General features: G+C 34.9%; 20 protein-coding genes. 7 read left to right on the top strand and 13 right to left on the bottom strand.

Features of this window, described 5'->3' with window-relative positions:
* Positions 1 to 102 precede the first annotated feature (102 nt).
* Positions 103 to 1,560 (bottom strand): DASS family sodium-coupled anion symporter, encoded by a 1,458-nt coding sequence (locus BM211_RS04730; protein WP_051957400.1) that lies wholly within the window; start codon positions 1,558 to 1,560, stop codon positions 103 to 105.
* A 511-nt stretch (positions 1,561 to 2,071) separates the two neighbouring features.
* Between BM211_RS04730 and BM211_RS04725 the strand changes: the two genes are divergently transcribed.
* The gene (locus tag BM211_RS04725) at positions 2,072 to 3,130 is read left to right on the top strand and encodes an AEC family transporter (RefSeq protein WP_035437517.1); all 1,059 of its coding nucleotides are present in this window, start codon (positions 2,072 to 2,074) and stop codon (positions 3,128 to 3,130) included.
* A gap of 31 nt (positions 3,131 to 3,161) precedes the next feature.
* Positions 3,162 to 4,196, top strand: coding sequence for a 2-hydroxyacid dehydrogenase (locus BM211_RS04720; protein ID WP_035437519.1), 1,035 nt, complete (start codon positions 3,162 to 3,164; stop codon positions 4,194 to 4,196).
* Positions 4,197 to 4,447: 251 nt separating this feature from the next.
* Here BM211_RS04720 and BM211_RS04715 read toward each other — a convergent pair whose 3' ends face one another.
* The 3 genes from BM211_RS04715 to BM211_RS04705 all read right to left on the bottom strand — a co-directional run bounded on the left by BM211_RS04715 (position 4,448) and on the right by BM211_RS04705 (position 8,586).
* Entirely contained in the window at positions 4,448 to 5,176 is a 729-nt protein-coding gene (locus BM211_RS04715) for a response regulator (protein WP_035437521.1), read from the bottom strand.
* Positions 5,169 to 6,794, bottom strand: coding sequence for an ATP-binding protein (locus BM211_RS04710; protein WP_035437523.1), 1,626 nt, complete (start codon positions 6,792 to 6,794; stop codon positions 5,169 to 5,171). The genes BM211_RS04715 and BM211_RS04710 overlap by 8 nt, the downstream gene beginning before the upstream one ends.
* Before the next feature lie 346 nt (positions 6,795 to 7,140).
* Positions 7,141 to 8,586, bottom strand: a complete 1,446-nt coding sequence (locus BM211_RS04705; RefSeq protein ID WP_035437524.1) for a DEAD/DEAH box helicase — start codon at positions 8,584 to 8,586, stop codon at positions 7,141 to 7,143.
* A gap of 321 nt (positions 8,587 to 8,907) precedes the next feature.
* Here BM211_RS04705 and rluF point away from each other — a divergent pair, with 321 nt between their 5' ends.
* Positions 8,908 to 9,624 carry a 23S rRNA pseudouridine(2604) synthase RluF gene (gene rluF / locus BM211_RS04700; RefSeq protein WP_177206881.1) on the top strand — a complete coding sequence of 239 codons (717 nt, stop codon included), beginning with the start codon at positions 8,908 to 8,910 and terminating at the stop codon, positions 9,622 to 9,624.
* A gap of 70 nt (positions 9,625 to 9,694) precedes the next feature.
* On the opposite strand, the gene BM211_RS04695 is transcribed toward rluF, so the two are convergent.
* Both BM211_RS04695 and mraY read right to left on the bottom strand, forming a co-directional pair.
* Positions 9,695 to 10,573, bottom strand: a complete 879-nt coding sequence (locus tag BM211_RS04695; protein WP_090995362.1) for a radical SAM/SPASM domain-containing protein — start codon at positions 10,571 to 10,573, stop codon at positions 9,695 to 9,697.
* A gap of 263 nt (positions 10,574 to 10,836) precedes the next feature.
* Positions 10,837 to 11,790, bottom strand: coding sequence for a phospho-N-acetylmuramoyl-pentapeptide-transferase (mraY, locus tag BM211_RS04690; protein ID WP_090995358.1), 954 nt, complete (start codon positions 11,788 to 11,790; stop codon positions 10,837 to 10,839).
* A 1,121-nt stretch (positions 11,791 to 12,911) separates the two neighbouring features.
* Here mraY and BM211_RS04680 point away from each other — a divergent pair.
* The gene (locus BM211_RS04680) at positions 12,912 to 13,634 is read left to right on the top strand and encodes a DUF4386 domain-containing protein (RefSeq protein ID WP_090995353.1); all 723 of its coding nucleotides are present in this window, start codon (positions 12,912 to 12,914) and stop codon (positions 13,632 to 13,634) included.
* Between the two features lie 4 nt (positions 13,635 to 13,638).
* Here BM211_RS04680 and BM211_RS04675 read toward each other — a convergent pair whose 3' ends face one another.
* Positions 13,639 to 14,223, bottom strand: a complete 585-nt coding sequence (locus BM211_RS04675) for a Crp/Fnr family transcriptional regulator (RefSeq protein WP_090995351.1) — start codon at positions 14,221 to 14,223, stop codon at positions 13,639 to 13,641.
* A 144-nt stretch (positions 14,224 to 14,367) separates the two neighbouring features.
* Between BM211_RS04675 and BM211_RS04670 the strand changes: the two genes are divergently transcribed.
* Complete coding sequence (locus BM211_RS04670) at positions 14,368 to 15,111, top strand: GntR family transcriptional regulator (protein WP_090995348.1); 744 nt, start codon at positions 14,368 to 14,370, stop codon at positions 15,109 to 15,111.
* Between the two features lie 227 nt (positions 15,112 to 15,338).
* Here the strand turns inward: BM211_RS04670 and BM211_RS04665 are convergent, their stop codons facing one another.
* The 6 genes from BM211_RS04665 to dhaK form a co-directional block, all read right to left on the bottom strand.
* On the bottom strand, positions 15,339 to 15,542 hold the full coding sequence (locus BM211_RS04665; protein WP_141771586.1) for a hypothetical protein: 204 nt from the start codon (positions 15,540 to 15,542) through the stop codon (positions 15,339 to 15,341).
* Between the two features lie 336 nt (positions 15,543 to 15,878).
* Complete coding sequence (locus BM211_RS04660) at positions 15,879 to 16,406, bottom strand: DUF6886 family protein (RefSeq protein ID WP_035437534.1); 528 nt, start codon at positions 16,404 to 16,406, stop codon at positions 15,879 to 15,881.
* Positions 16,407 to 16,435: 29 nt separating this feature from the next.
* Positions 16,436 to 17,197: a class I SAM-dependent methyltransferase gene (locus BM211_RS04655; RefSeq protein WP_035437537.1), complete on the bottom strand. Its 762-nt coding sequence runs from the start codon at positions 17,195 to 17,197 to the stop codon at positions 16,436 to 16,438.
* Between the two features lie 291 nt (positions 17,198 to 17,488).
* The gene (locus tag BM211_RS04650) at positions 17,489 to 18,136 is read right to left on the bottom strand and encodes a GNAT family N-acetyltransferase (RefSeq protein ID WP_035437539.1); all 648 of its coding nucleotides are present in this window, start codon (positions 18,134 to 18,136) and stop codon (positions 17,489 to 17,491) included.
* A 117-nt stretch (positions 18,137 to 18,253) separates the two neighbouring features.
* Positions 18,254 to 19,906 carry a pyridoxal phosphate-dependent decarboxylase family protein gene (locus BM211_RS04645; RefSeq protein WP_035437540.1) on the bottom strand — a complete coding sequence of 551 codons (1,653 nt, stop codon included), beginning with the start codon at positions 19,904 to 19,906 and terminating at the stop codon, positions 18,254 to 18,256.
* Positions 19,907 to 20,410: 504 nt separating this feature from the next.
* Complete coding sequence (dhaK, locus tag BM211_RS04640; protein ID WP_035437541.1) at positions 20,411 to 22,168, bottom strand: dihydroxyacetone kinase subunit DhaK; 1,758 nt, start codon at positions 22,166 to 22,168, stop codon at positions 20,411 to 20,413.
* Between the two features lie 278 nt (positions 22,169 to 22,446).
* On the opposite strand from dhaK, the gene dhaS reads away from it, so the two are divergent.
* Together dhaS and dhaQ are read left to right on the top strand one after the other, a co-directional pair.
* Positions 22,447 to 23,016 carry a dihydroxyacetone kinase transcriptional activator DhaS gene (gene dhaS, locus BM211_RS04635; protein ID WP_035437543.1) on the top strand — a complete coding sequence of 190 codons (570 nt, stop codon included), beginning with the start codon at positions 22,447 to 22,449 and terminating at the stop codon, positions 23,014 to 23,016.
* A 15-nt stretch (positions 23,017 to 23,031) separates the two neighbouring features.
* A complete protein-coding gene (dhaQ, locus tag BM211_RS04630) occupies positions 23,032 to 24,030 on the top strand; it encodes a DhaKLM operon coactivator DhaQ (RefSeq protein ID WP_035437545.1) in 999 nt (332 codons plus the stop codon).
* The last annotated feature ends 281 nt before the right edge of the window (positions 24,031 to 24,311 follow it).

The raw sequence follows: 24,311 nt of genomic DNA, 5'->3' as shown, positions 1-24,311 counted from the left end.
ACTACACCGCTATTTCCAAAATAACTTTTGCCCCGCCATGCTGCTTTGCAAAGTTTTTGGCATAGTCCGATTCCATGATGATGTTTTTAATTCTCCCTCTTTTTAAAGTAAACCTACCCATTGCCAGTATGTTAAGCTGAAAATGACAATTAAGATATAACCTCCGAGAGTAATTGGAATACCAGATTTCAAAAGGTCTTTTGTTGTAAATGCACCCGTTCCATACGCAAGCATATTTTGCGGTGCACTTACTGGTAATAAAAATCCAAAGCTAACAGCAAATTGTTGAATTAATACAAGCCCTGGTCCATGAAAGGACGTTGGTTCCATTGATATCACAAGTGCAATAACAATTGGAATGAAAGCTGAAGATAAGCTTGTTGCACTTGCAAAACCTAAATGGATCAATATGTTAAATAAAGTTAGCACCATAATAATAAAAATCAGCGGCATACTAGTTAATCCAAAAGATTCTAATGTTTTTTCGGACAACCATGATGCACCTTTCGTTTGCAATAGCAGTGTTCCTAACGAAATTCCAATTGCGAATACAAGAATTGTTCCCCACGGAATTTTACTTTCAACTTCTTTCCATGAAAAGATTCCAATGCCAGGGGACAACATAACTGCAACAGCAGCAATAGTAACCGTAGTAGAATCAAATGGATGAACAGTTCCTTCTGTTGCCCATAAGACCAACAATACAAGTGAGATAATAATTAATCGCCACTCTTTTGATGAAATTTTACCTAATTCTTTTAATTGAGCACCAATAATCTCACTTCCACCTTGTAATTCTCCGATTTCAGGTTTGATGAGCTTATTCATAACAAAGAATAATAAAACTGACATGATAACAGCCCAAGGCCCAGCGTACAACAACCATTGTCCCCACGTAATATTAGAACCAAATGATTGTTCTATAAATCCTAAAGCAACCATATTTTGTGCAGCCGCCGTTTTAATCCCAATGTTCCAAATAGAAATCGATTGAACAGCCGTTACCATAAGTAAAGCCGATAATCTACTTGTTTTCGGCAAGCCGAAAGCTGCTACAATTCCCATTAGAATCGGAATAATTGTACCTGCACGTGCCGTTGCACTCGGTACGAATAAAGCAAGAATGATACTGACTACAATCGTTCCAAATACTAAACTACTCGTTTTTGTTCCTACTTTTGACATAATGAATAGAGCAAGACGTTTATGCAAACCTGTTATTTCCATAGCGGCAGCGATAAATAGTGCTCCAGCCACAAGTCCAACAGCCGAAGAACTAAATCCGCTAAGCGCTAATTTTAAAGCACCTTGACTCGTATAAGTTACGGATGGATTTTCAATCGTTGGTGCAAGTCCTATAAAAATCGTAATTAATGAGGCAATGATCGCAGCACTTACTGGATACGTTACCGCTTCAGTCACCCAAAGAATAACTGCTAAAGCTAATATTGCCAGTGCCCTTTGTCCTGCAACCGGGAGACTATCAGGTGTTGGAAGCAAAACGATTATAAAAAATACTGCAAATGCGAGGCAAATGAATATCAATTTTTTCTTTTCCAATTTATTCTCCACCTTTTGTTATTACAATCTATCGTGAAATTAATAAAAGCGCTTTACAAATTGCATATCACTTTCGTTCATTACAGAAGTTGTAACTAGCAATTTATCATTTAACAACATGAATCGTTAAAGCTACATCTTCTTCTGCTGTTAATCCCGCTTCAATCACTAATGAAATCTCAGCGATCATAATAATTTGTTCCACCTACAACTTCATTATCTTTCCTTTTTTGACTTAATTTTATACGAAATATTCCCTCAATTCTATATTACGTAATTAACGAAAGTGATTTGAAACTATCGAAAGATATCCTATCATTTCCTATTATTGTAAAGCTGCATAAACCTTGCTCAATGTTTCACTTACTTTAATTACATAATTTATGTTAATTTCAAATTATTTTTTAATAAGTCAAATAACTTTATGATGACCTTATAAGAAATAGCCGGCTAAAATTTTATCAACATTTGTGAATTTATTCACATAAAAATTGGTTTGGAGGAAAAATCCATGAATGTATTTCAAATTATTCAGAAGACCGTTACTGATATGAATATTGTCAGTGCCATTACTTCAACAATCTTCATTATTTTACTAGGTTTCTTTTGTCGTAAAAAAGGGATTTTTAATGATCAAGTTGGAAAGATGCTATCAAAAGTCGTATTATCCGTTGCTTTACCTGCTTTAGCCTTTACATCTTTTATGATGGATATTAATCAGGAATCTTTGGCTGAAGGAATGAACATTTTAATTTGGGGATTACTTATTTACATTATTTTAATTGTTGCCTCTAAGCCGATGTACCTGAAATTTAAAGGTGACAAGCAAGATACGTTGCGTGTTTTAACAATTTTCGGTTCAACAACTTTCTTTGGTATTCCTATTGTAGGTGCTATATATGGACCTAAAGGTGTCCTATACGCCTCCATTTTTAATATTGGCTACCGCATTTTTCTATACTCGTATGGTTATATCAAGATGAGCGGACTGAAAATGGAAGCAAAAAATATAAAAGAAATGTTTGTAAATCCGATTGTCATTGCAACTTTTCTCGGATTATTTATCTGGATGTTCCAGGAATATTTACCTCAAGTGACCGTTGCAGCTGCTAATGGAAAACTATCAAATGTTGCATTTTTACGAATTGATCGGACTGCCCTTTGGCTCTATAAACCGATGACTTATTTATCAGGACTAGCTTCACCACTTGCTTGGCTTTCTATTGGGGCAACACTCGGCGCTGTAAACTTCAAAACAGCGATTACAGATCGAACATCTTTCATCTACAGCATAAACAAAATTGTGTTAGTTCCTATTATCAATATTGTATTTCTAGCGATTCTTTCACTAACAGGAATTCTTTCAATGAGCGCGATTTCCGTAGGGGTTGTTGTCATTATGATGGCGACACCAACCGCTACTGTAGCAGCCGCCTATGCAATTAGTTTTGATAAAGATGCGCTGCTTGCTTCTAATGCATCTTTACTTTCTACAATTTGTGCAGTTGTCATGATTCCGCTTTGGATTATCGTCATTAATTTAATTAGCGTTACAGGGATATTTGGATAAAAAAATTATTATGATAATGGAGAGATGAAAAATGACATTAAAAGTAGTTTGTTACGGAGTTAGAGACAATGAAGTACCATTTTTTAATCAATTAAATAAGCATCATTTCGAGCTATGCTTGATTGAAGATTTACTTAGACACGACAATATTAAAACTGCTAGAGGAATGGATGCTGTTTTATTAAGAGGAAATTGCATAGCAGATTTGCAAAATATTAAAAAACTAAAAGAATACGGTGTAAAATATTTGTTCACACGTACAGTTGGCTATAATCATATTGATTTGCAAGCCGCAGCAGATTACGATATGCACGTGGCAAGAGTTCCTTCCTACTCTCCAAATGCCATTGCAGAACTATCTTTAACACTTGCTATGTCATTATTAAGACATACAACCTACACAACAACAAAAACTGCGAATCAAGACTTTACTGTAGATCGAACTATGTTCAGCAAAGAAATTAGAAACTGTAAAGTCGGTATTATTGGTACTGGTAAAATTGGATTAACGGAAGCGAAACTTTTTAAAGGGCTTGGCGCTGAAGTGCTTGGATATGATGTATTCCAAAGTGATGCAGCACAGCAGACGGTTACCTTTATGGAATTGGACGATTTATTAAAAGAAAGTGATATCGTAAGTATACACGTCCCTTATATTCCAGGAGCAAATGATAAAATGATCGATGCCAAATTCATTTCAAAAATGAAAGATGGCGCCATTCTCATTAACACTGCTCGTGGTGAACTGCAAGATAACGAAGCCATTCTTCATGCGCTGCAATCTCATAAACTAGAAGGATTTGCGACAGATGTATTTGAGAATGAAGAAAACATATTCTTTCAAAAGTTTGACAGAACAACTAAAAAATTAGATCCAACCGTTCAAGCGCTACTAGACCTATACCCTCGTGTCCTCGTGACACCTCATATGGGATCGAATACAGATGAAGCACTTACGAATATGATTGAAACAAGCTACGAAAACCTTCATGATATCATTACAAAAGGGCACACAGCCAACGCTGTTCCTTTACCGAACAAACGAGAACTTGTTTCTATGAATTGATTACTATATTCCATAAAAAAGAGTCAAACTGTATCGAGTTTGACTCTTTTTTTATAAGGCTTCAACGCCTCGACGTATAAGATGTAAATTTTTCAACCTCTCAATCCCTGCTATGCATACTACACTCGTTCGCTCTATCTGTTTTACTTCGCATGTGGCAGAAAAAAGGATCTGACCGCTCCTATGCACGGTCAGATCCTCTCATTCCTCCCATAAAAAGAAAGGGGTTTTATATCTGTCAACAATGCTACTTATTTAAAAGCCATGATCAAATGCTCTTTCTCAGGAACAACATGAAATACCATAATTGGTCGTCCAACTGCTAAATACTTTAATTCTTCACTTAAATAACCTATCTCATTTAAAAACAGCAAATACTTCTTTGTTGAAATACGTGATAAATTAACTTCTTTCGCAATATCCTCTGTTGAAAAATGCCCCTCTTGTTTCACTAGCACATGAAGAATCTTTTTTAACGTTAGCTTAGATAATCCTTTAGGAATTTTTGAACGCAATTCCTTACAAGCAGGATTTACAAGAGAAGGGACTCTCTCTTTTATTAATAACTGATCTAACGTATCTTGATCGGTTTCTTCTAACTTAGTAGTTAGTGAATGATATTGAAGAAAGTTTTCTATTGCCAGTTCAAACCTTTCATATGAAAAGGGTTTAATTAAGAAATCAATTACCCCATACTCTAGTGATTTCTTAATGGTAGGTATATCATGAGCTGCTGTAATCATAATAATTGGTATGGAAAACTGTTTTTGACGTACCGTTTGTAAAAAATCAATTCCCGTTTCTCCTGGTAAATAAACATCAAGTAAGATTAAATCAGGTACATTCTTATTAATTACATCCCATAGCTCTCCAATATTGCCGACAGAAGCGATAATTCGAAAACCTTCAAACCGCTCAATAAATTGCCGATTGATCATTGCAACCATAGGGTCATCCTCAACTATGATAACTTTAATCATCTATGTTCCTCCGTTTATAAGGTACTTCCATTCGAAAAACACTTCCGTTCCCTACTTCTGATTGTACTTCAACAAGCCCATCATATTGTTTGACAATTGATTGAACAGCATCCAATCCGTAGCCTCTGGCCCCGCCTTTTGTTGAAAATCCTCTCTCAAATATTCGTTCCATTAGCGCTTCATCTATGCCTACTCCTGTATCCTTCACTTCAATTAGAATCACTTCCTCCTCATCATCATAGTGCAGAAAGATCGTCGCTTGTTTTATCAACGTTAACGACATAGCCTCCTTAGCATTATCTAGTAAAATCCCCATTGACAATAACAAATCATGAAGCATCTCACCCATTTTCATACTTGGAAAATAAGAGTCTGCATCTATTATTAACGTTACACCTTGTTCCTTTAACTCACTCGTTTTTCCAATTAAAAACCCTGCAACTGCTGGACTTTTAATTTTATCAGCTACAAACCCGATCTCTCGGTGATAATCAGCATTTAACACACGAATAAAGTGATTGACGTCTTGATATTTTTCTAATTCAATCAATCCTAAAATCGTATGCAATTGGTTCATAAATTTATGATTTTGCGCACGCAAGGCGTCAATATATTGTTCTGTTCCACTAAGCTCTCGAATAAGTTGCTGCATTTCTGATTGATCACGTAACGTTGCAACCGCTCCATAAACCTTTTTATCTATATGAATAATCTGAATATTAACGATGAACTCAAACTGATTCACGACAATTACATGATCGGAAATTGACTCTCCTGTTGTAAATACTTCTCCAAAAAATGTTGAAAAGATATCTTTATCAAGGTATCCTTCTTTCATATTGTTCCCGATAAACTTAGCCTTCTTTATGAGTTCTGTAAAATTTAAATTTTGTAAAAGGATTTTTCGATCTGGAGTCACCGCAATGATTCCTTCACCTACAGAATCTATAATCGTATCGCGTTCCTTTATATTCGCTACGATCTGCGTAGGTTCGAATCCTAATAATATTTTCTTTAATTGCTTCGCTAAATATAACGCACCCAATATTCCTACAAAAAGCCCAACCCCTAAGCCAAAGTATAGATTTTTCTGTGCATTCCATAACTCTTTATTTATTGTTTTCTGTACAAAACCTACACAAACAATTCCAACTTGCTGACCTTTTTCATTCCAAATCGGCGTAAAGAAACGTGTTCCCTCTCCTAATACACCAACTTGCTTAGAAAAGTGCTCAGAACCATTTAATGACTGTTTGGCATCCTCAATATCCGAAAAAGGTTTTCCTATGACGCTTTTATCTGGATGTGATTTTCGAATGAGCTCATTATTAAGCACGACAACGAAGCTAACACCGGTTGATTCCATCACTTCCAGCGTATACTGCTCTATAGCCGCACTAGACGAATCATTCGCGACTCCATTTATGACACGAGGATCTTTTGCAACCACTCTAGCAGTATTTTTCAATTTTTCATTTACAACATCTTTTTCTCGATCCAATACATAAAAATGTAACAGAGTCGCACTTGCTATTAACGAAACGATGACTGATAGTAACACCAATAATGTCGTCATTGTTTTTAATGATAATTTAGATAACCATTTATTTCGCATCATATCTAAAATCCTTCTATATTAGTTTATTGCTATTTTAACAATTTTCTATCTCCGCTTCTACTTCTTCAAAAATACGTCACAAGTATATATTTACCAATCGAAAATGAAGTGCATTGCCTTCAATTGTGTGTTGAAAAAACATACTAAGATTAGTACGTTTTCCGTTATCGACCGTTCTTTGCAATATATCGGCGATTCGACACGATATAAAGATCCTTCGACGATGTTCAACATACAAGTAGTCGATTCGCTGAGCTGAGTCATACCGAAAAGTATAAAAATACACAAAAACCCCGAATCATGGAGCTTTTTTTAAGTGTCCATGATTCGGGGTATAGTTTACCTTTTATTTAATTGCCTCATGAACCTTTAACTGCTTCCCCTTTATCGTTGTGTTTTTCATTACTTTTAAAACAAGTGGTCCTTTTCCGTTTAATATATCAACATAAGAAACATTATCCTGTATCGTAATAATTCCTATATCATCCGCTGTAACACCTGGAATTTTGGCAATTGTACCAACAAAATCCACTACTCGGATTTTCTTTTTCTTCCCACCATTAAAGTAAAGCTTCATGATTCCCTTATTTAGACTAGCACTTTTATCTTTTTTAATAATTGGCTTAGCATTTATTTTTTCTTCAAATGCCGCCTTTCTTTTTGTAACTTCTTCTTTTAAAGGTGCATCTATTTTTAAAATTTCAAAACCGATATACTCTTCGATTTCTGCTAGAAATCTCTCTTCATACGGAGTTACAAATGTAATTGCTTTTCCGCTATTACCAGCACGTCCTGTTCTTCCTGTACGGTGTACGTAACTTTCTTTTTCTAATGGAATATCGTAGTTGATGACGTGCGTAATATTCTCAATATCAATTCCTCGTGCTGCTACATCTGTCGCTACTAAATAACGGAATTTCCCTTTTTTAAAGTCATTCATTACTGCAAACCGATCTTCTTGCACCATACCACCATGAATTTTATCACAAGGATAGCCAGAACGTTTTAGCTGTCTAAATACATCATCTACATTTTCTTGCGTACGGCAGAAAATAATGCAACTATCTGGATTTTCAATAGTTGTTATATCTTTCAGAAGAGAGAACTTCTCTTCTTCCCTCACTTCTAAAAGGCTATGTTCAATTTTATCTGTCGTAATACCAGATGCTTTAATCTCGATGTTGATTGGTGATTCCATATATGTACGAGACAAATTTTCAACATCTGCTGGTAATGTCGCAGAAAATAGCATCGTCATTCGGTTCGTAGGTAGTTCGTCAATAATCGCTTCTACTTGATCGATAAAGCCCATATTTAACATTTCATCTGCCTCATCAATCACCAAATACTTCAAACACTCTAACGAGAAAGTCCCTTTTTCAATATGATCTAATACACGTCCAGGAGTGCCGACAACAATATGTGTCTTTTGCTTTAGTTCTAATTTTTGACGCGCAAATGGAGATTTCCCGTAAACCGCAGTTGCTTTAATACGCTTAAATCTGCCTATATTCGTAATATCTTCTTTTACCTGCGCAGCAAGTTCCCTTGTTGGTGTAAGGATTAACGCCTGCGGCTTATTTTCTTCCCACTCAACCATTTCACAAAGCGGAATCCCAAAAGAAGCTGTCTTACCGCTTCCTGTTTGTGATTTTACAACAAGATCTTTCTTTTCTAATGCAATTGGGATGACTTTCTCTTGCACTTCTGTTGGCTTTTCATATTGTAAGCTAGCAAGTGCTCTTATAATTTCCTTACTCAATGCGTAATTGTTAAAACTTTGTGGACTCATATACTAACCTCATTTTGTTATATATTCTTTTATTTATTTTTCACCATTGTATGAATACCATATGCATAATTCCTGCTAAACCTGTTTTCAAGCCTTCAGAAAATGCATCAATGTAGAGTATTAATAAGTATACGTCATTTCCAACACATATGCCTACAAAATCTAACACATCTTTTTCTGAACAAAGTTATCTCTCAATCAAAACACATTCCATATATTTTTTATTGTTTTTTCCGCTATTCTGTAATTCATTATGCTTGTCCCCTTGAAAATCAAATGTAAATCCAATATTCTAATACTATTAACTCTCTATTAAAGGTTGTGTTTAACATACGTATTAATAAGTTCATTAGTGAATCTGGAAAAGCATCTAGACGCGGTGCAGATAAATTAGTCAATGAAGGAAGAGTCACGATAAATGGAAAGGTTGCGAAAATAGGCAGCCAAGTCGAGCCCGGGGATGATGTTCGTGTAAACGGTAACCAAATACGCATGGCAAGTAATTATGTTTATATTGCCTTAAATAAACCCGTTGGTATTACGAGTACAACAGAAAAAAATGTTAAGGGTAATATTGTTGATTTAGTCAATCACCCATTAAGAATTTTTAATATTGGGCGACTAGATAAAGATTCAGATGGCTTAATACTCCTTACGAACGATGGAGATATAGTCAATGAAATTTTACGTGCTGAAAATAAGCATGAGAAAGAATACATTGTTACAGTAGACAAGCCGATTACTCCTGAATTTTTAAAACGAATGGCTGAAGGTGTAAAAATTTTAGGTACGAAAACGCTGCCTTGTCAGGTGGAACAACTTTCCAAATACGTTTTTCAAATCACTTTAACTCAAGGACTAAATCGTCAAATTCGTCGCATGTGTGAAGCACTTGGCTACGATGTTTATAGACTACAGCGAACTCGAATTATGAATATTCATTTAGGTAATCTACCCGTTGGACAATGGAGAGACTTATCTAAAAAAGAGCGCAATCGATTATTCCAAGACTTGAACTATGAGCCAAAGGAATGGTAAAAAAAATGGACCAAAACAGGAAGAAACTGTTTTGGTCCATTTTTTACTGTACTATTTTACGTTTTCCTATCTATTTCCCAAATCGTTTGCGATATCCGCATTTTCTACATAGTTCCTCTACGGCCTCTCTTCGTGAAAAACCATCTACTAGGTTTGTTGCTCGTCCCCCTTCGATAATATCAGAAAACGGAGCATCGTTAATATTTCCAAGATTGATAATGCCCTCACCATCTAAACAACAAGGAATAACCGTTCCGTTCGCTAAAATACCCGCTTGATTTCGAAGGCCATAACAGAAGCCCTTTCCATCATCCTCTTCTTCATGCAGTGCAGGCCACTGAAACTCGTAATCTTGATTGATGAAGATGCGGTCCGCAATTTTTATACCTTTTCCTGGCGTAAGCTTCTCCTCAATCTTGTACGGTAAATTAAATTCTTTCTCAATAATTTCTAGCAACTCTCTGTTTCGCTTTATTTCAAGATTCGTCTTATTGTCTTGCGTTAAATTCCATAGTCTGAGCGAAACAATTAAATCTGATTGACTCGTTGCTTCTTTAATGAAAGAAAGTATACTGCGTACGTATCCTTCCTTATCTGTAGAACCTTCATGGCCATCAAAGCTATGAAGTGAAAAATTCATCTGTCTGAGCGCAGGTTTATTTAATAATTTGTCTCTCTTTTTATTAATTAATGTTCCGTTCGTTGTAATGTTAACTTTAAATCCTTTTTCATGACTAATATCTAACAATTGACCTATTTTAGGGTGGAGCAGCGGCTCACCTTTTACATGTAAATAAATATAGTCTGTGTGAGGCTTAATTTGATCTAATCGCTTTGTAAAATCCTCCACAGAAAGAAATTGCTTCTGCCGTTCTGTTGGCGGACAAAAGCTGCATGCGAGGTTACATACACTCGTAATCTCTAAATAAAACTTCTTAAACTTTCCCAATCTCGATTCCTCACTTCTTTGACTACTTAGAACTGGGTTAACTATTGTTCTATCACTATTACAGCATAATTTTTCATAAATGGGAACATGCTTATTTGAGGAAACTATTGTTACTATTTTTTTGTTTGGAAGAATGGAAGGATATCTTAAAGTAACTTCCTTGTCGCATATGAAACAGAGAAGGTATCTTTGACACCTCCTCTGTCGTGCTCCCGAAATTCAATTGTAGTAAGGGGGGAGAAATTATGAAATTGATTTATTAATCAAATCAAAAATAGTTTATAATAAACAAAACAAATTAGCATAGTTATCCAAGAAACTAAACCAAATATACTTACAATTTGATTTTCGCGCCAACCATATTTTAATGCGAAATGAAAGTGTATAGGAGTCATTTTAAATATTCTAGACCCGGTTGTTTTGAAATAATACACTTGTATAATTACTGAGAATTGCTCTGCAAAATAAATAATAAATAATAATGGTACTAGAATCTCTACGTGTTCAATAACAGAAAAGAAGGTTAAAATTCCACCAATTGCAAGAGAACCTGTATCACCCATAAACCCTTTTGCAGGGTACAAGTTATAAATTAAGAATCCTATTAGACATCCAATCATCACTAATGAAAAAATCCTTATTTCTTGATGCTCACTTATTAAGAAAAAAAATAAAAAAGAAGGTATGGAAACATTAGCTAGGAGTCCATCCATTCCATCAGTAAAGTTTATTGCATTGGCCGTACCTACAATAAATAAAGTAATTAGAATGATGTATACAAAGCTAGGTAAATATAAAGTATTATCTTGAGTAAGAGAAATCTTGAACTCAAAGTCAAAGTTCATTATTAAAGTATAAAGAATGTAACTAGTAAACGTGAACTGTAAAATTAATTTAGTTTTGCTAGATACCCCACCAGGATCTTGATTATAAGCCTTCCAAAAATCATCAAGAAATCCGATAAATCCAAATAGTATAAATGTAGAACATAAGAGTATCATTAAAGGCGAATGGTTATAATATAGACAAATAATTACTCCAATGTAAAAAACAATCCCCAGCATTAGAGGAGTTCCTTTTTTCTTCTGATGGTCAGAAGGTAACTCTTTTCGAATAGGTTGGGTAAAGTTGATTTTTTTCAATATAAAAAGAATAAATGGTGTAGCAATAACGACTAAAACAAATGACAGTATAAGTAGTTTAAGATCCACTAACATAATTTATTCACCCGTTTCTAGTTTTTTGTATATTCAAAATTTTTAAGTTAAGAATTTTTCATTAAAGATTTCTTTGCATCCATTTTAGCTAAAGAGAGGCGAATATAATTCCATTTATTTAAGTATACTTGGACAAATTCACCTTCTAAATCTAGTAAATATTTTAGAAATCTCACAAATTTCATAGCGAATAACACTAATACAGTTCTATGTATGCTACTTAACCTCACAGAAGTACAAATTTTCAAAAAATATAAATTGAGAAACGTTCCATATTTACCTCCAAACATAAATTTATATAATAAAAATTACCATACAAGCATGGTAATTTACAATAAAGTATTTATAGGTAACTTAGGATGGCTTAAGAGGAATTAAATTATTTTTCATAAGAGACTATAAAATCTATCTTGCCTTTACCATCTTTTTTACTATTTTACTCCCTACTGATGACGAGCCAGCCGTTTTTCCTGTTCAGGAACCAGGTTACATACACTCGTAATCTCTAAATCTTAAAACAGGATTAACTATTGTTCTATCACTATTACATCATAATCTCTCATAAACGAAAATATGCTTATTTGAGGAAACTGTTGTTACTATATTTTGTTTGGAAGCTGCTATCGGAAATAAAATGTAACTACTCAGCCATACATAGCCAGTCCCTCTATGAAAAAAAGTGCTTTTCTGCCTTTTTTTCATAGAGGGACTGAGTAGTTACAATAAAATAAAGATTTCACTTTACCTCTTTTAAGTTACTTCCTTGTATACGTCACAGTTTCATAAGATTGCAACGGACGATCTCCAAGAAAATCCAGTACCATTTCGTTAAAGATATCCCGTCTCATCGTCGTTAAGGGATCAAAAGCATTTTTAAATACACCGAGAGTAGCTTTTGGAATATGGTTAAATATAATAGTCCCCGCTTTTTCCTCCGGTCCGACTTTTTTCTTATTACCGCAAAGAACAAGGGTAGGAGCCGTAATTCTATGGAGCTCATTTGTATGAGTAGGAAACTCGCTTTTTTAGAAAAAAGAATTCCTGCTCTTGACTTAAGTCAATGCCCGCACATAACCTTCCCCCTTAAAATAAAACCAAACATATAATTAGGAGGTTACTTTATGACCGTTTCAATAGAAGAGCAATCCAATCAGCGAAAAGTTGCTCTGACTGCTGGCATATCTCTTATCATCATGGCAGTTGTTGCATTTTTTTCCTCTGGATTTGCCCATGCAAACCTCGTTGTAAAAGGGGACGATAGTGCAACCTATCACAATATCATGGCGGCACTTCTTCTTTTCAAGGCGGAAATCTTTGGCTGGTTCATCATCCTAATAACGGATATTGTGGTCGCCTGGGCTTTCTATATCTTCTTAAAGCCCATTCATAAAAACCTTTCATTACTCGCGGCATGGCTCCGTCTTATTTATGCGACGGTATTAGGAATTGCCATACTCAATTTACTATTTGTACTGCTTCTCACGAAAAATACAACTTATCTATCATTCTTTAAAATTGATCAACTTCAAGCACATATTATGCTATTTTTAGAAGCATTTGAATCGATTTGGTCGATTGGCTTAATCATTTTTGGTGGACACCTTATGATTGTCGGTTACTTAACTTTTAAATCAGCCAGCATACCAAAAGTCATTAGCATCTTATTGCTTCTTGCCTCAGTAGGCTATATTGTCATTCACTTTTGCAACACGTTTTCTTCAGAGAATGACAAGTTCATTTCCATACTTCAAATTTTGTTTAGTATACCGATGATTGCCGGAGAACTTGGCTTCGGCATATGGCTCTTATTGAAAGGCGGAAAAACCTCGCAAAATGGACGATAATTTCCTAACAATTCTCTTTATAAATGCGCTTCTTAATTCTACTTAACGACTCTGGAGTAATCCCAAGATAGCTCGCCAACTGATGTTGAGGGACACGATTGACTAAATGAGGTCGTTTCCGTAATAGTGACTTGTAGCGTCCTTCAGGTGTAGAGGCGATAAATGAAGCCAATTCATCTTGCATGTCACCTAGTTTTTCCTCAATCATCTTGCGAGTCATTGTTTCCAATTGTGTATATTTGTTATACATGTCCTGTTCGGCAGCAAGATCACCAACGACCAATATGCAGTCTTCTATACAAACTAAAGAATACGACGATGCCTTATCTTGTTTATGATAATTAAAATTCGCAATCGCCTGTTCTTCTGTGTAAAAATTAGATGTGACTTCCCTCCCAGTTTCATCTATTGAATACTGCCGAACGCATCCCTGTAATACGAAGTAACATTTCATAGGAATATCCCCTTGTCTAAGGAGCATTGTTCCTTTTTTATATTCTTCAATCAGTATGTCTTTAACAATTTGCTGTTGCTCTTTTTCGTTAAACGTTGTAAATTTACTTAAATACTTCAATAATATTTTTTCCATATAACTTCCCTTTCACCGATTGATTCAATCGAAATAATGAATTTTTGAAAGCGCATTAATTTCCAGCAAAAAGTAAGTTACAATAGAACAAAGAATTCGCAATTGATAGTTATGAATTTGAAAAAGCTATAGGGGTATAAAAACATGAACAATAAACTTAAAGAACTCAGCAAACAAAAAAAGCCGTTATTTGTCACTGTATATGACCAGTTGTATACATTAATCATGGATGGAACATTTCCTCCAAACAGCAAACTTCCAACAGAACCCGAATTAGCAAAAATATTTGGTGTAAGCAGAATGACATTACGACATGCTTTAGCACTGTTGCAAGAAGATGGATTGGTGAAAAATATCCATGGAAAAGGAAATTTCATTACATACTTTCATCATAATGAAGGTATGGATGGCTTGGAAAAGTTAGGGAACCCTTTATATAAATGCTATACCGAAAAAATAGATGATATCGAACTTATTTTTCGAATTGATCTAGTCACAGACTATGCGATGCAAGTATTAAATCAAGAAATGACTGCAGTGGTTGCATTGGAACGCTGGTATAAAAGTAACGATAAAATCGTAGCTTTTGCTTTTACGATGATGCCAATCGAAGCGGTTTCGAAGTTAAACCTTGACTTACAAAACGAGAACCAATTATTAGAAATGTTGGAGGAGAAAATATATGAACTCGCTAATTCCTCTACCATTGAAATTAAGCGGTCTACTTCTGTCAATACACCGTCGTCATTAAAATATCAGCTGTTCCACGGTGAGGAATGTGATTTAATTTTAGAAAGTGTCTATATTAGCGATAAGTATCCTGTTGTTTATAACAAATATTATATACCGAAAGAGTTTAGTCAGATTAAGATTAAAACATCGAAGTAATGAGAGAAACCCCTTTTTTAGGAGGGCGAGAGGATCTGGCCGTACATAGAAGCGGTCAGGGCCTCTTTTCTGCCACATGTAATGTTTCAAACAAAAGGAGAAAGCAGATTGATCAAAACTTGCTCTACATACATAATCACAAATTTACTTTTTATAAAAAACAACTAATTTCCATGATGTTTATATAAATAAGACATCCTGTTAATTACATAAGGAAGCTAAAATTCTTATGATGTTGCTGACAACTCTTGGATACATTCTTCTCTAACTTTCCATAGACTATCCAAATCAAATTCTTGATTCAATTTATGTTTTTCTAGCCACATCGGTATGTAAGAACGGTGAAAATCATACATGTTTAATTTAATAAAATATTCCGATACCTTACTACGTTCTTTAATAATAAAATTCGGCAATAAGTAATTCGTCATATATACCCTCCATTTTTCTTTCTCAATATTCTTTTCTGTTAACATTTGCAAATCCCTTTTTTTAAAACGGTACAACTCTATTTCAGATTTATCCCGCTATTCGTGGGCAGTAAGACCCCCACCTCAAGATTTAGAGAGAAGCAAAGAAGATAGGTGGGGTCTTACTGCCCGTAAAAGCCCGATTGGTTCAACTAACCGTCAGTGAGGGATGAAGACCCCCCCACTGACGGAAGTTTCACTTTATAAAAATCCTTCTCAAACTCTCCTATTACATCAAAACAAGAAAACCCCTTTTGAAAAGATTATTCAAAAGAGGTTCCCTTATCAGATCACAACTTATCCCTCAAACCTCGGCTGCGCAAACTGCATTCTACACATTGACCAATGAAATGTTGTGTTTTGAATTTCATCCCAAATATCCCACAAGTTATTTACTAGGCGCAATTCAACATTACGTGTGAACTGTTCTTGAAATATATCAACTACTTCCCACTTGGCAATTGGAATTTGCACTGTTTCACTTACATAATAGCCAGCATTCTCGTCTTGCAGTGTGAATTGCTTTCTATCAAATTCATACAAGTATAATTTCGTATTTTTCATCGTTTCAAACCATTTGTTTTCAATAACGACAACATGCGAACATGACTTTGATGATAAATATGCTTGCATATCAACTTCAGATGTATTTGGACCGATATAATAGCAAACACGCGGGCAATTTCTCGGTGTTAAAAAATTAGGTAAGCACCGTTCCTCTATTGCCCATACGAGCCCTTTCATTGGATCTAAATCCGGTCGATTCGGTAATCGGGGCTGAAACACTTGAATATCACTCTCTTCACTGACATGAAATATCCGCACACATTTCCCTCCTTATCATATATGACTGCTTATTTTCTTAATTTAAATATAATGAAGTCCGCACAGTGTAAATCCTCTTCAAATTGCGGATACTTTTTTAGCATTTCTACAGAAGGCATCGGTTCGATAACATCTACTAAAGTAAACCCAACTCGGTGAATCGCTTTAAAATAGCTCGTCAATGTCCGATGATAAAATACAATCTTTTCATCAGAATCTATCGGAAACCTTTGATCATATACCCCTTCATAAAAATAACGCTGAACCTTCCAATATTGTTGATCGACTTGTTCACGCCCCATCCATCCACTATTTGGCGTGATAAAACAAGGGTGAAGAATGGAGAAAATAAATGTACCACCTTGCTTTAAGAGCCTGTACATCTCACCTAATGCTGCTTCATAATTTTCTAAGTCTTGAATAACCATATTTGAAACGATCATATCGTACTGTGCATCTGCTAGAAAATCGAGTTTCTCACAATTCCCTTGTTTATATTCGATTGCTTCATCGCTTTTCGTTCTTTGTTTAGCAATTTCAATCATCTTTTCCGCATAATCAACAGCTGTCACAGTGGCTCCTTGTTTGGCAAGGATTCTACTTAAATAACCCTCTCCGCATCCAGCATCTAAAAGTTTTTTTCCCTTCACATCTTCTATTAATGAAAAAAGTGCAGGATTTAACAATACCTCTCTATGAATACCGCCATGCTCATCATAGTTTGCTGTAAAATGTTCAGCATGTTTGTTCCAACGCTTAATTGCTTCATCAGTCGTCATTGTTCTTCTCATCGTACGCCCTCTTTTCTATATTGGTCGTAACGTTACGTTTCTTGTGCACACTCTTATTTTTTCATTTTTTCAAAAAAAGATATAGACTTATAATTCAGTTTTTTATATCATGTAGATAGTGTCATGTCTTTTTTAATACGAAATCAAGCCAGATATCCTGAATTGGATGTCTGGCTTTTTTAATTCCTATAATATTTTATAAACCTTTACTTACACTGTATTTTTGTTCCATTTTATTAAACAGTGGCATTCACACCCAAATCTTTCAATATGTGTTGGCCTCTATATATTTTAAATAGCCTTAATTACTAATTGTGATTGAGGTATATATAACAACTGAGCTGTTAAAGAAGATGTTATGTGTGAAAATGGATACATACCTTGATAAAGAAAGTCACTATATACAATTTCGTTAATCTGAACAGGTTTATATCGTTTTTTGAGAACTTGTTGAGAAATTTTATTTGTACAAGCAGCAACTATATCAAAATTTCGTTTTAGAGCTATTTCTTGCATTGCATGTGAAAGAAGATCAGTGACTACGCCGTTCCCCATCCAATCTGGGTGACAAGCTCCCATATCTAGGTAAACTAAATTTTCTTTATGTAGATGGGAGAATTCTATTGAGTTTACTTCTAATGTATCTAATAGTTGAAAAATCGAGCCCATTTGAGGACATATTTCGTTTGCTTTTTCTTTATCTATAAGTGGTTGATTGGCTTTTCTTACTAAGAGAACGCCTATCATTTGGAAATTTTCCATTGCTACAAATGACATAGATTGAGAAACGGCTTGACTTACCATTTCTTCACACATTTTATTAAAAGAAGCGAAAGGAATTTGCAAACCACTCACAAGGGGTTCACCATTTACGAAAGATTGTGCAATTAAGGTAGCTGCATCTTTAATATGTTGAGTTCCTAGTATTTCTATGTTCATCTATTATTCCTCTTTTCATAGACAATTAAATTAGGTATGTTTATAAAGATATTAGTGATATTTCTTAATGAAAAATGAACTAAACCTTGAATATTAAATCAATAATATATGAATTTATTAAACACAAGCATAGATATTATTCGTTACAATAAGAACATGTTTTTTAATAAATGCCACAATCTCATCTAAACATTCAACTGTTGTATATGGGGATATAGAGAAAAACTTAATAGTTGAAATTGGATAGCGTTCACTTCCATTTATAACGTTAACTACACAAGAACGAGTTGTATCGCCTAAAAAGATCTGATCTCGATTTTTTCCTAGGTGATTAAATATTTCAATATTTAATTTGTTTGTTTCCTCTATAGTTTCTTGCGTTGATTTTCCTGTTCTTTCTTCATTCCAATTCTCTTCACCATCGCCATGCATATAGAAACGAAATGTCGTAATTGGACCATACGTGTAATCATTCGTTACGGCTACTTGAGGTAAAGCTGTTCTTAATTTTTTTCTAAATAAAAGATTTACTCGAACATAATTTGCTAATAATTTTTGATATCCTTCCACGCCAAATGCTAGTAAATTCACGTACATTGGAATAGCATTTCCAGACCGTGAGCATTCTAATGTATAGCCTGTATGATAACTACCATATGATCTGTTACCAAGATAAGGGGTGTCATTTTGTTCTATATCCATAATGCGCAAATCATTATGATTTTTAACAATCCAAATACTTGTAGCATAAGGGGTTTGACCCAATTTATGAAAATCAAAACATACACTATCAGCAAGATACATGTATTGCATTTGTTCTTGTATTTGTTGCAAGGCATCTCTTACGAAAGGTTCAAACAATAGTGGATTCTGTTCAAAGTCATAATGATTAAAGAAACTATAGAAACCGCCCATTGCAGAATCAGCGTGAATGTAAATAGGGTTTAATTTGTATTGATCTTCTATTAATTCAGCAACCTCTTTAATTTTCTTTATATTATCAATCGCAAATGTATCTGTTGTACCCATAGTTGCTAGAATATAAAGAGGGATGCCTCCTTTGTCGATAACTTCTATGATCTTTTTCTCTAAATCTTCTATGTCTATAGAATTTGTATAAGGATCAGCTTTTACTTTAATTAAATTATTTGTACCAATTCCTGTTGCCTCCGCCGATTTCAATAAACTATAATGTGCATTCTCAGAAGCAAAGCAATATACATTTCGAGGAACACCTTGTTCTTTTGCTTGTGGAAAGCTTTTTGAAATAGCTAAGCGTAAACTTGAAAATACGCAGCCTTGTCCCCCCCATGTTGTATAACCACCACTATTATTTGGATCATAACCAATCAATTTCGAGAGCATAGACACAACTTTTACTTCTGCTTCTGCTGCTGCAGGACCATATACATCCCAAACGCCATTACCATTTAATAGTGTCATGGTCAATGTACCTAGTAATGATGGAATGCTCGGAAGAGGTACAGCATTAGATAAATAATATTTATTCGGATAAGGGTGTCCGTTCATAAATTGGTTTAGCTCTTCAATAACATTAGGGATACCAATACCCGTTTCTGGTATATGACTGCTACAAATTAATTCATTGTAATATTCTACTGATTTTTCCTCAATATTTCCTAAGGTTGCTCGATTTTCATTTTTTAAATGACCAAGATTGCTAACTATTCTTTTTATCGATTCCAAAAATAGCTCTTGTGTTTTTGGATTACCATCAGCACTTGGGAATAATTCTAAAATATCTTTCATATGTGTTCATCTCCTTATAGATATCTATTTTCAATTTCTTTATATGAAAATACTTAAATTACTTACAGGAGAATAAAAAACTTAACAAAGTTAATAAATTAACAAACACCGACTGTTTAACTCTGTTTCCCCTACCCTTTTTCCAATTTTTACGATAAAATCCCATAAAAATGTAATTACATAGAAAATTATATTTCCCTTGGAAATTAAAGTAAAGGTATATATTTGTATATTATGTAAGAATATGTATTTTTGAAATTGATAAATAATTAACAATAAATTCTAAATTAACAAACATATATGTTTTTTTATGTTAATAAATTTGGAGATAGCTCCCTTTGTTGGTTGTTAATCATGGAGCGGGAGTTCATTTTATAAAGGATTATCGTGAAGTGATATAGGCACCTATTCATATATTTTTTACTATATGGGGACCCCCTAACATAAAAAACGTTATCTTTCCTAGTCATATCTAGAAAAGATAACGTTTCTAAAGTAGTGCTATTATTTTAAACTACGAGAGAGCTCTGTAAATATAACCCCTAGAGCGTAGGCTCCTGCATCTGGATAACCTAAGCTTCTTTCACCAACTGTTCCAGCGCGGCCCATTCGAGCAACGATTTCTTTCGTATATTCCGCTCCTTTAACGGCAGCCGCTGCCCCTTTTTCAAAAGCAGTCTTAACGTCCACGCCAGTTATCGCACTTTCTGACCAAGAATTTACACAAGGCGCAAGTGCATCCACAAGCGTTTTATCACCTATTTCTGCCCCTCTTCCGAAAGATCGCTCTCCAATAGACTGAATACCGATAAGTGAAGCTTGCAACATGTCAGCAAAATCTTTAACTGTTAATTCCTCTTTGTTTTCTACAGCCTTAGCTGCAGCTCGGAAAGCTCCGCCCCAAATTGGACCAGATGCTCCGCCGCAATGTTCCATAATAACCATAGAACATGCATCTAGGAATTTCCCTATATGTAAACGTTCTTGATTCAAAATCGAACTCCATTCTCGTTTTAATTGCTTGAATCCTTTCGCGACGCTCATTCCGAAATCGCCATCACCTGCATGGGTATCCAATTCACAGAAAGGCACTTCATTCTTGATAATGACTTCGCTCATTTTATCTACAAGATAAACCATGTTATCTAATGTGATGACCTCATTCTTGATGATCGCATGTTCTTCCGCTGTTTCCGTCTCAAAGAAAACTGGTTTCTCTTCCTCTTTCTCCTCAACAGCAACGTATTCTACACTCTCAACTGGCCCGTCTACCTTAAATGCAGGTGTATTACATTCTTTCGATAGCAACGTTTTCAGCTCATCATCCAGCTTCATTACTGTTAGAGAAATTCCGGCCATATCAATACTAGTCATGTAATTACCGACAAACGTTCTATTTATCCGTATATTTCTGCCGCTTAACTCCCTAGTAATCGCATTGTTAAATAAATAAAGTTCTTGAAGCGGTGTACCACCAAATCCGTTTACTAAAACAGCAATTTCAGCACCCTCATTACCATCTAACTGTAAATCCTTCACAAGGTCATTTGTCATGCGTAAAGCCAACTCGTCTGCAGTCGCCATTTTTTCCCGTTTTCTGCCCGGCTCTCCATGAATACCAACGCCATATTCCATCTCATCTTCACCCAATTTGAAAGTAGGTGATCCACTAGCAGGAACTGTACAGGATGTTAGCGCTAGGCCAATTGTGCGAACATTTGCCGCTGCTTTTTCCGCTACAGCTTTAACCTGCAGCAAGTCCATACCTTCTTCTGCGGCTGCACCGGCTATTTTATGTACGAATACAACCCCTGCAACACCGCGGCGTCCTACTGTATACAGACTATCTTCTACGGCAATATCATCATCTACGCGGACATATTCTACTTGAATGCCATCCTCAGTAGCTAAGTGAGCTCCATTTTTAAAGTTCATGATATCTCCACTGTAATTCTTAATAATGAGCAGCGTACCTTTTTTGCTAGCTGTTGCTTTAATCGCTTGATATACCTGTATTTGTGAAGGTGAAGCAAACACATCCCCGCAGACTGCAGCATCCAGCATCCCTTTCCCAACTAAACCCGCATGTGCCGGTTCATGTCCACTACCGCCACCGCTAATTAACGTTACTTTATTTTCGTCCATTTCTTTTTTCTTCATTACCTTATACTTTTTCAACAATTCCAGCTCCGGATGAGCCATAACCATTCCATTGCACATCTCCATAACGAGAGTTTCAGGTTTATTTATAATTTTTTTCACTTATTACTCCTCCTCTATACATTTTGCTATTTTCTTAAATTGTTTATCTTATTCGTATACACACTTTCATAGATTTCTTTATTCATAGAGTATTGCTGCCACGGTACATTCCCTTCTGAATTATGATATATTTGAAAGCGTATTATTACTAACTATATTAAAATGAAAGCGTTTTACAATAAACGGACAAAATTTACGATTTGTCTAAAGACATCCCTATTTATTTATAGATAGGATGTTAATTATTAGAAAAGAATAAAGTTGTAGAAAGGATTCAAATGACCTCTTCTATTATTTCCAAAAAAATTATAGCCAACTCGCTAAAACAATTAATGGAAACAGAACCTTTTCATAAAATATCTGTGAGTGATATTATGGTAATTTGTCAGATGCGCAGGCAAACTTTTTATTATCACTTTAAAGATAAATTTGAACTGTTAGGTTGGATTTATAAAGAAGAAACGAAGGAAAATATTATAGACTTTCTTGATTATGAAAAATGGGAAAATATTTTCGACTTATTATTTGATTACTTTCACCAAAATCAACACTTCTACCAAAATGCATTTAAAGTAATCGAGCAAAACTCATTTAATTACTATCTATTTGAACATACGAAAAACTTATACATCAAAATTATCGATGAGCTATTAGTTGGCTGTAATTTAGCTATTTCTGAAGTGAAAAAAGATACACTGGCCTCTTTTTATAGTCATGGATTTGTTGGGACGATAAAAGACTGGATTGAAAACCACTGCGCTGTAGATCCATCTATCATGTCTTCTATGATGAAAAATATGATAAACAATCAATTAGTACTTTTACTCCAGCAATCAGCAAACAAATGATAAGGTGGAAAAACAATGAAAAAAATCATGAATGATGTTCAAAATATTGTTCAGGATATGTTACATGGTTTTTATTTTGAACATAACGATAAAATATGTTACAACGCAAAACATAACATTATTTATCAGAAAGATCTTTCCGAAATTGGACAAAACGTTGTAATCATAAGCGGCGGCGGCAGCGGGCATGAACCAGCTGATATTGGTTATGTAGGTGAAGGAATGCTTTCAGTAGCAGTCAATGGAGAAATCTTCACTCCTCCTACACCAGAACAAATATTAGCAGCAATCCGCTCTGTTCCTAAGGATAAGAGTGTCCTCTTAATCATTAAAAACTTTAAAGCTGACGTAGAAAACTTCTTAACTGCTGAAGCTTTGGCAAAAGAGGAAGGAAGACTTGTTGATCATGTAATTGTAAATGACGATGTTTCCATTGAAGATGATGCTTCTTTTAATAAAAGAAGGCGAGGAGTAGCTGGAACGATTTTTGTTCATAAAATACTCGGAGCAGCAGCTCTTGAAAACTATTCATTACAACAATTAACAGACGTTGGTCACTCTGTTATTCATAATCTGCATACATTAGGAGTCGCCCTCTCTCCAGCAACCAATCCTATCCAAGGCAAAGTTTCTTTTACCTTGCAAGACAATGAAGTTTTTTATGGAGTCGGCATCCACGGAGAAAAAGGATACCGTAAAGAGGCATTATTTTCTTCTGAAAAATTGGCAATCGAGCTTATGAACAAACTCAAAAGCATTTACCGCTGGAAACAAGGAGACAGGTTTGCCATTCTAATTAATGGCTTAGGTGCTACCCCATTAATGGAACAGTATATCTTCGCCAATGACATTCGTCGTTTATGTGAACTTGAAAGATTAGATATTCGATTTGTCAAAGTCGGAACCCATCTAACATCTTTAGACATGCAAGGCACGTCATTAAGTTTACTGAAAATAGAGGACCCCCTTTGGGAAAAGTGGCTAAAGACAAATGTTGAAGTGGCTAACTGGTAGCTAATAGCCTCAGGTGTGAATGTATGAACACACTTGAGGCTTTGTGTGTTTCGTAAACATATTGATTACTTCAACAAATTAAATAGCAGCCGTCTTTCTTTAAATCCTATCTAACTCAAATCTTAATAACGCCATATACTTGTAGTAACCATGCAGAATATTTCCTAGAACTCTACTCTAACGGTTCTTTTTAAATTTACAGAATTTTATGACTTAACTCAATTATCACCTTTTTCTTGATTTTTATAAACCCTATCCTCTAGTATAAATATATAAATCTA

This window comes from Bacillus sp. 491mf (assembly GCF_900112415.1).
GTDB lineage: Bacteria > Bacillota > Bacilli > Bacillales > Bacillaceae_G > Bacillus_A.
This window is presented reverse-complemented; position numbering and strand designations above follow the sequence as displayed.

Bases quoted from the DNA above. Each gene is read 5' to 3' on its own strand.
- BM211_RS04675 (WP_090995351.1), bottom strand. From the start codon at position 14,223: ATGGAAAAAATATTATTGAAGTATTTAAGTAAATTTACAACGTTTAAC.
- BM211_RS04710 (WP_035437523.1), bottom strand. From the start codon at position 6,794: ATGATGCGAAATAAATGGTTATCTAAATTATCATTAAAAACAATGACG.
- BM211_RS04720 (WP_035437519.1), top strand. From the start codon at position 3,162: ATGACATTAAAAGTAGTTTGTTACGGAGTTAGAGACAATGAAGTACCA.
- BM211_RS04650 (WP_035437539.1), bottom strand. From the start codon at position 18,136: ATGAACATAGAAATACTAGGAACTCAACATATTAAAGATGCAGCTACC.
- BM211_RS04715 (WP_035437521.1), bottom strand. From the start codon at position 5,176: ATGATTAAAGTTATCATAGTTGAGGATGACCCTATGGTTGCAATGATC.
- BM211_RS04670 (WP_090995348.1), top strand. From the start codon at position 14,368: ATGAACAATAAACTTAAAGAACTCAGCAAACAAAAAAAGCCGTTATTT.
- dhaS (WP_035437543.1), top strand. From the start codon at position 22,447: ATGACCTCTTCTATTATTTCCAAAAAAATTATAGCCAACTCGCTAAAA.
- dhaQ (WP_035437545.1), top strand. From the start codon at position 23,032: ATGAAAAAAATCATGAATGATGTTCAAAATATTGTTCAGGATATGTTA.
- BM211_RS04665 (WP_141771586.1), bottom strand. From the start codon at position 15,542: ATGACGAATTACTTATTGCCGAATTTTATTATTAAAGAACGTAGTAAG.
- BM211_RS04680 (WP_090995353.1), top strand. From the start codon at position 12,912: ATGACCGTTTCAATAGAAGAGCAATCCAATCAGCGAAAAGTTGCTCTG.
- BM211_RS04705 (WP_035437524.1), bottom strand. From the start codon at position 8,586: ATGAGTCCACAAAGTTTTAACAATTACGCATTGAGTAAGGAAATTATA.
- mraY (WP_090995358.1), bottom strand. From the start codon at position 11,790: ATGTTAGTGGATCTTAAACTACTTATACTGTCATTTGTTTTAGTCGTT.
- BM211_RS04655 (WP_035437537.1), bottom strand. From the start codon at position 17,197: ATGAGAAGAACAATGACGACTGATGAAGCAATTAAGCGTTGGAACAAA.
- BM211_RS04645 (WP_035437540.1), bottom strand. From the start codon at position 19,906: ATGAAAGATATTTTAGAATTATTCCCAAGTGCTGATGGTAATCCAAAA.
- BM211_RS04725 (WP_035437517.1), top strand. From the start codon at position 2,072: ATGAATGTATTTCAAATTATTCAGAAGACCGTTACTGATATGAATATT.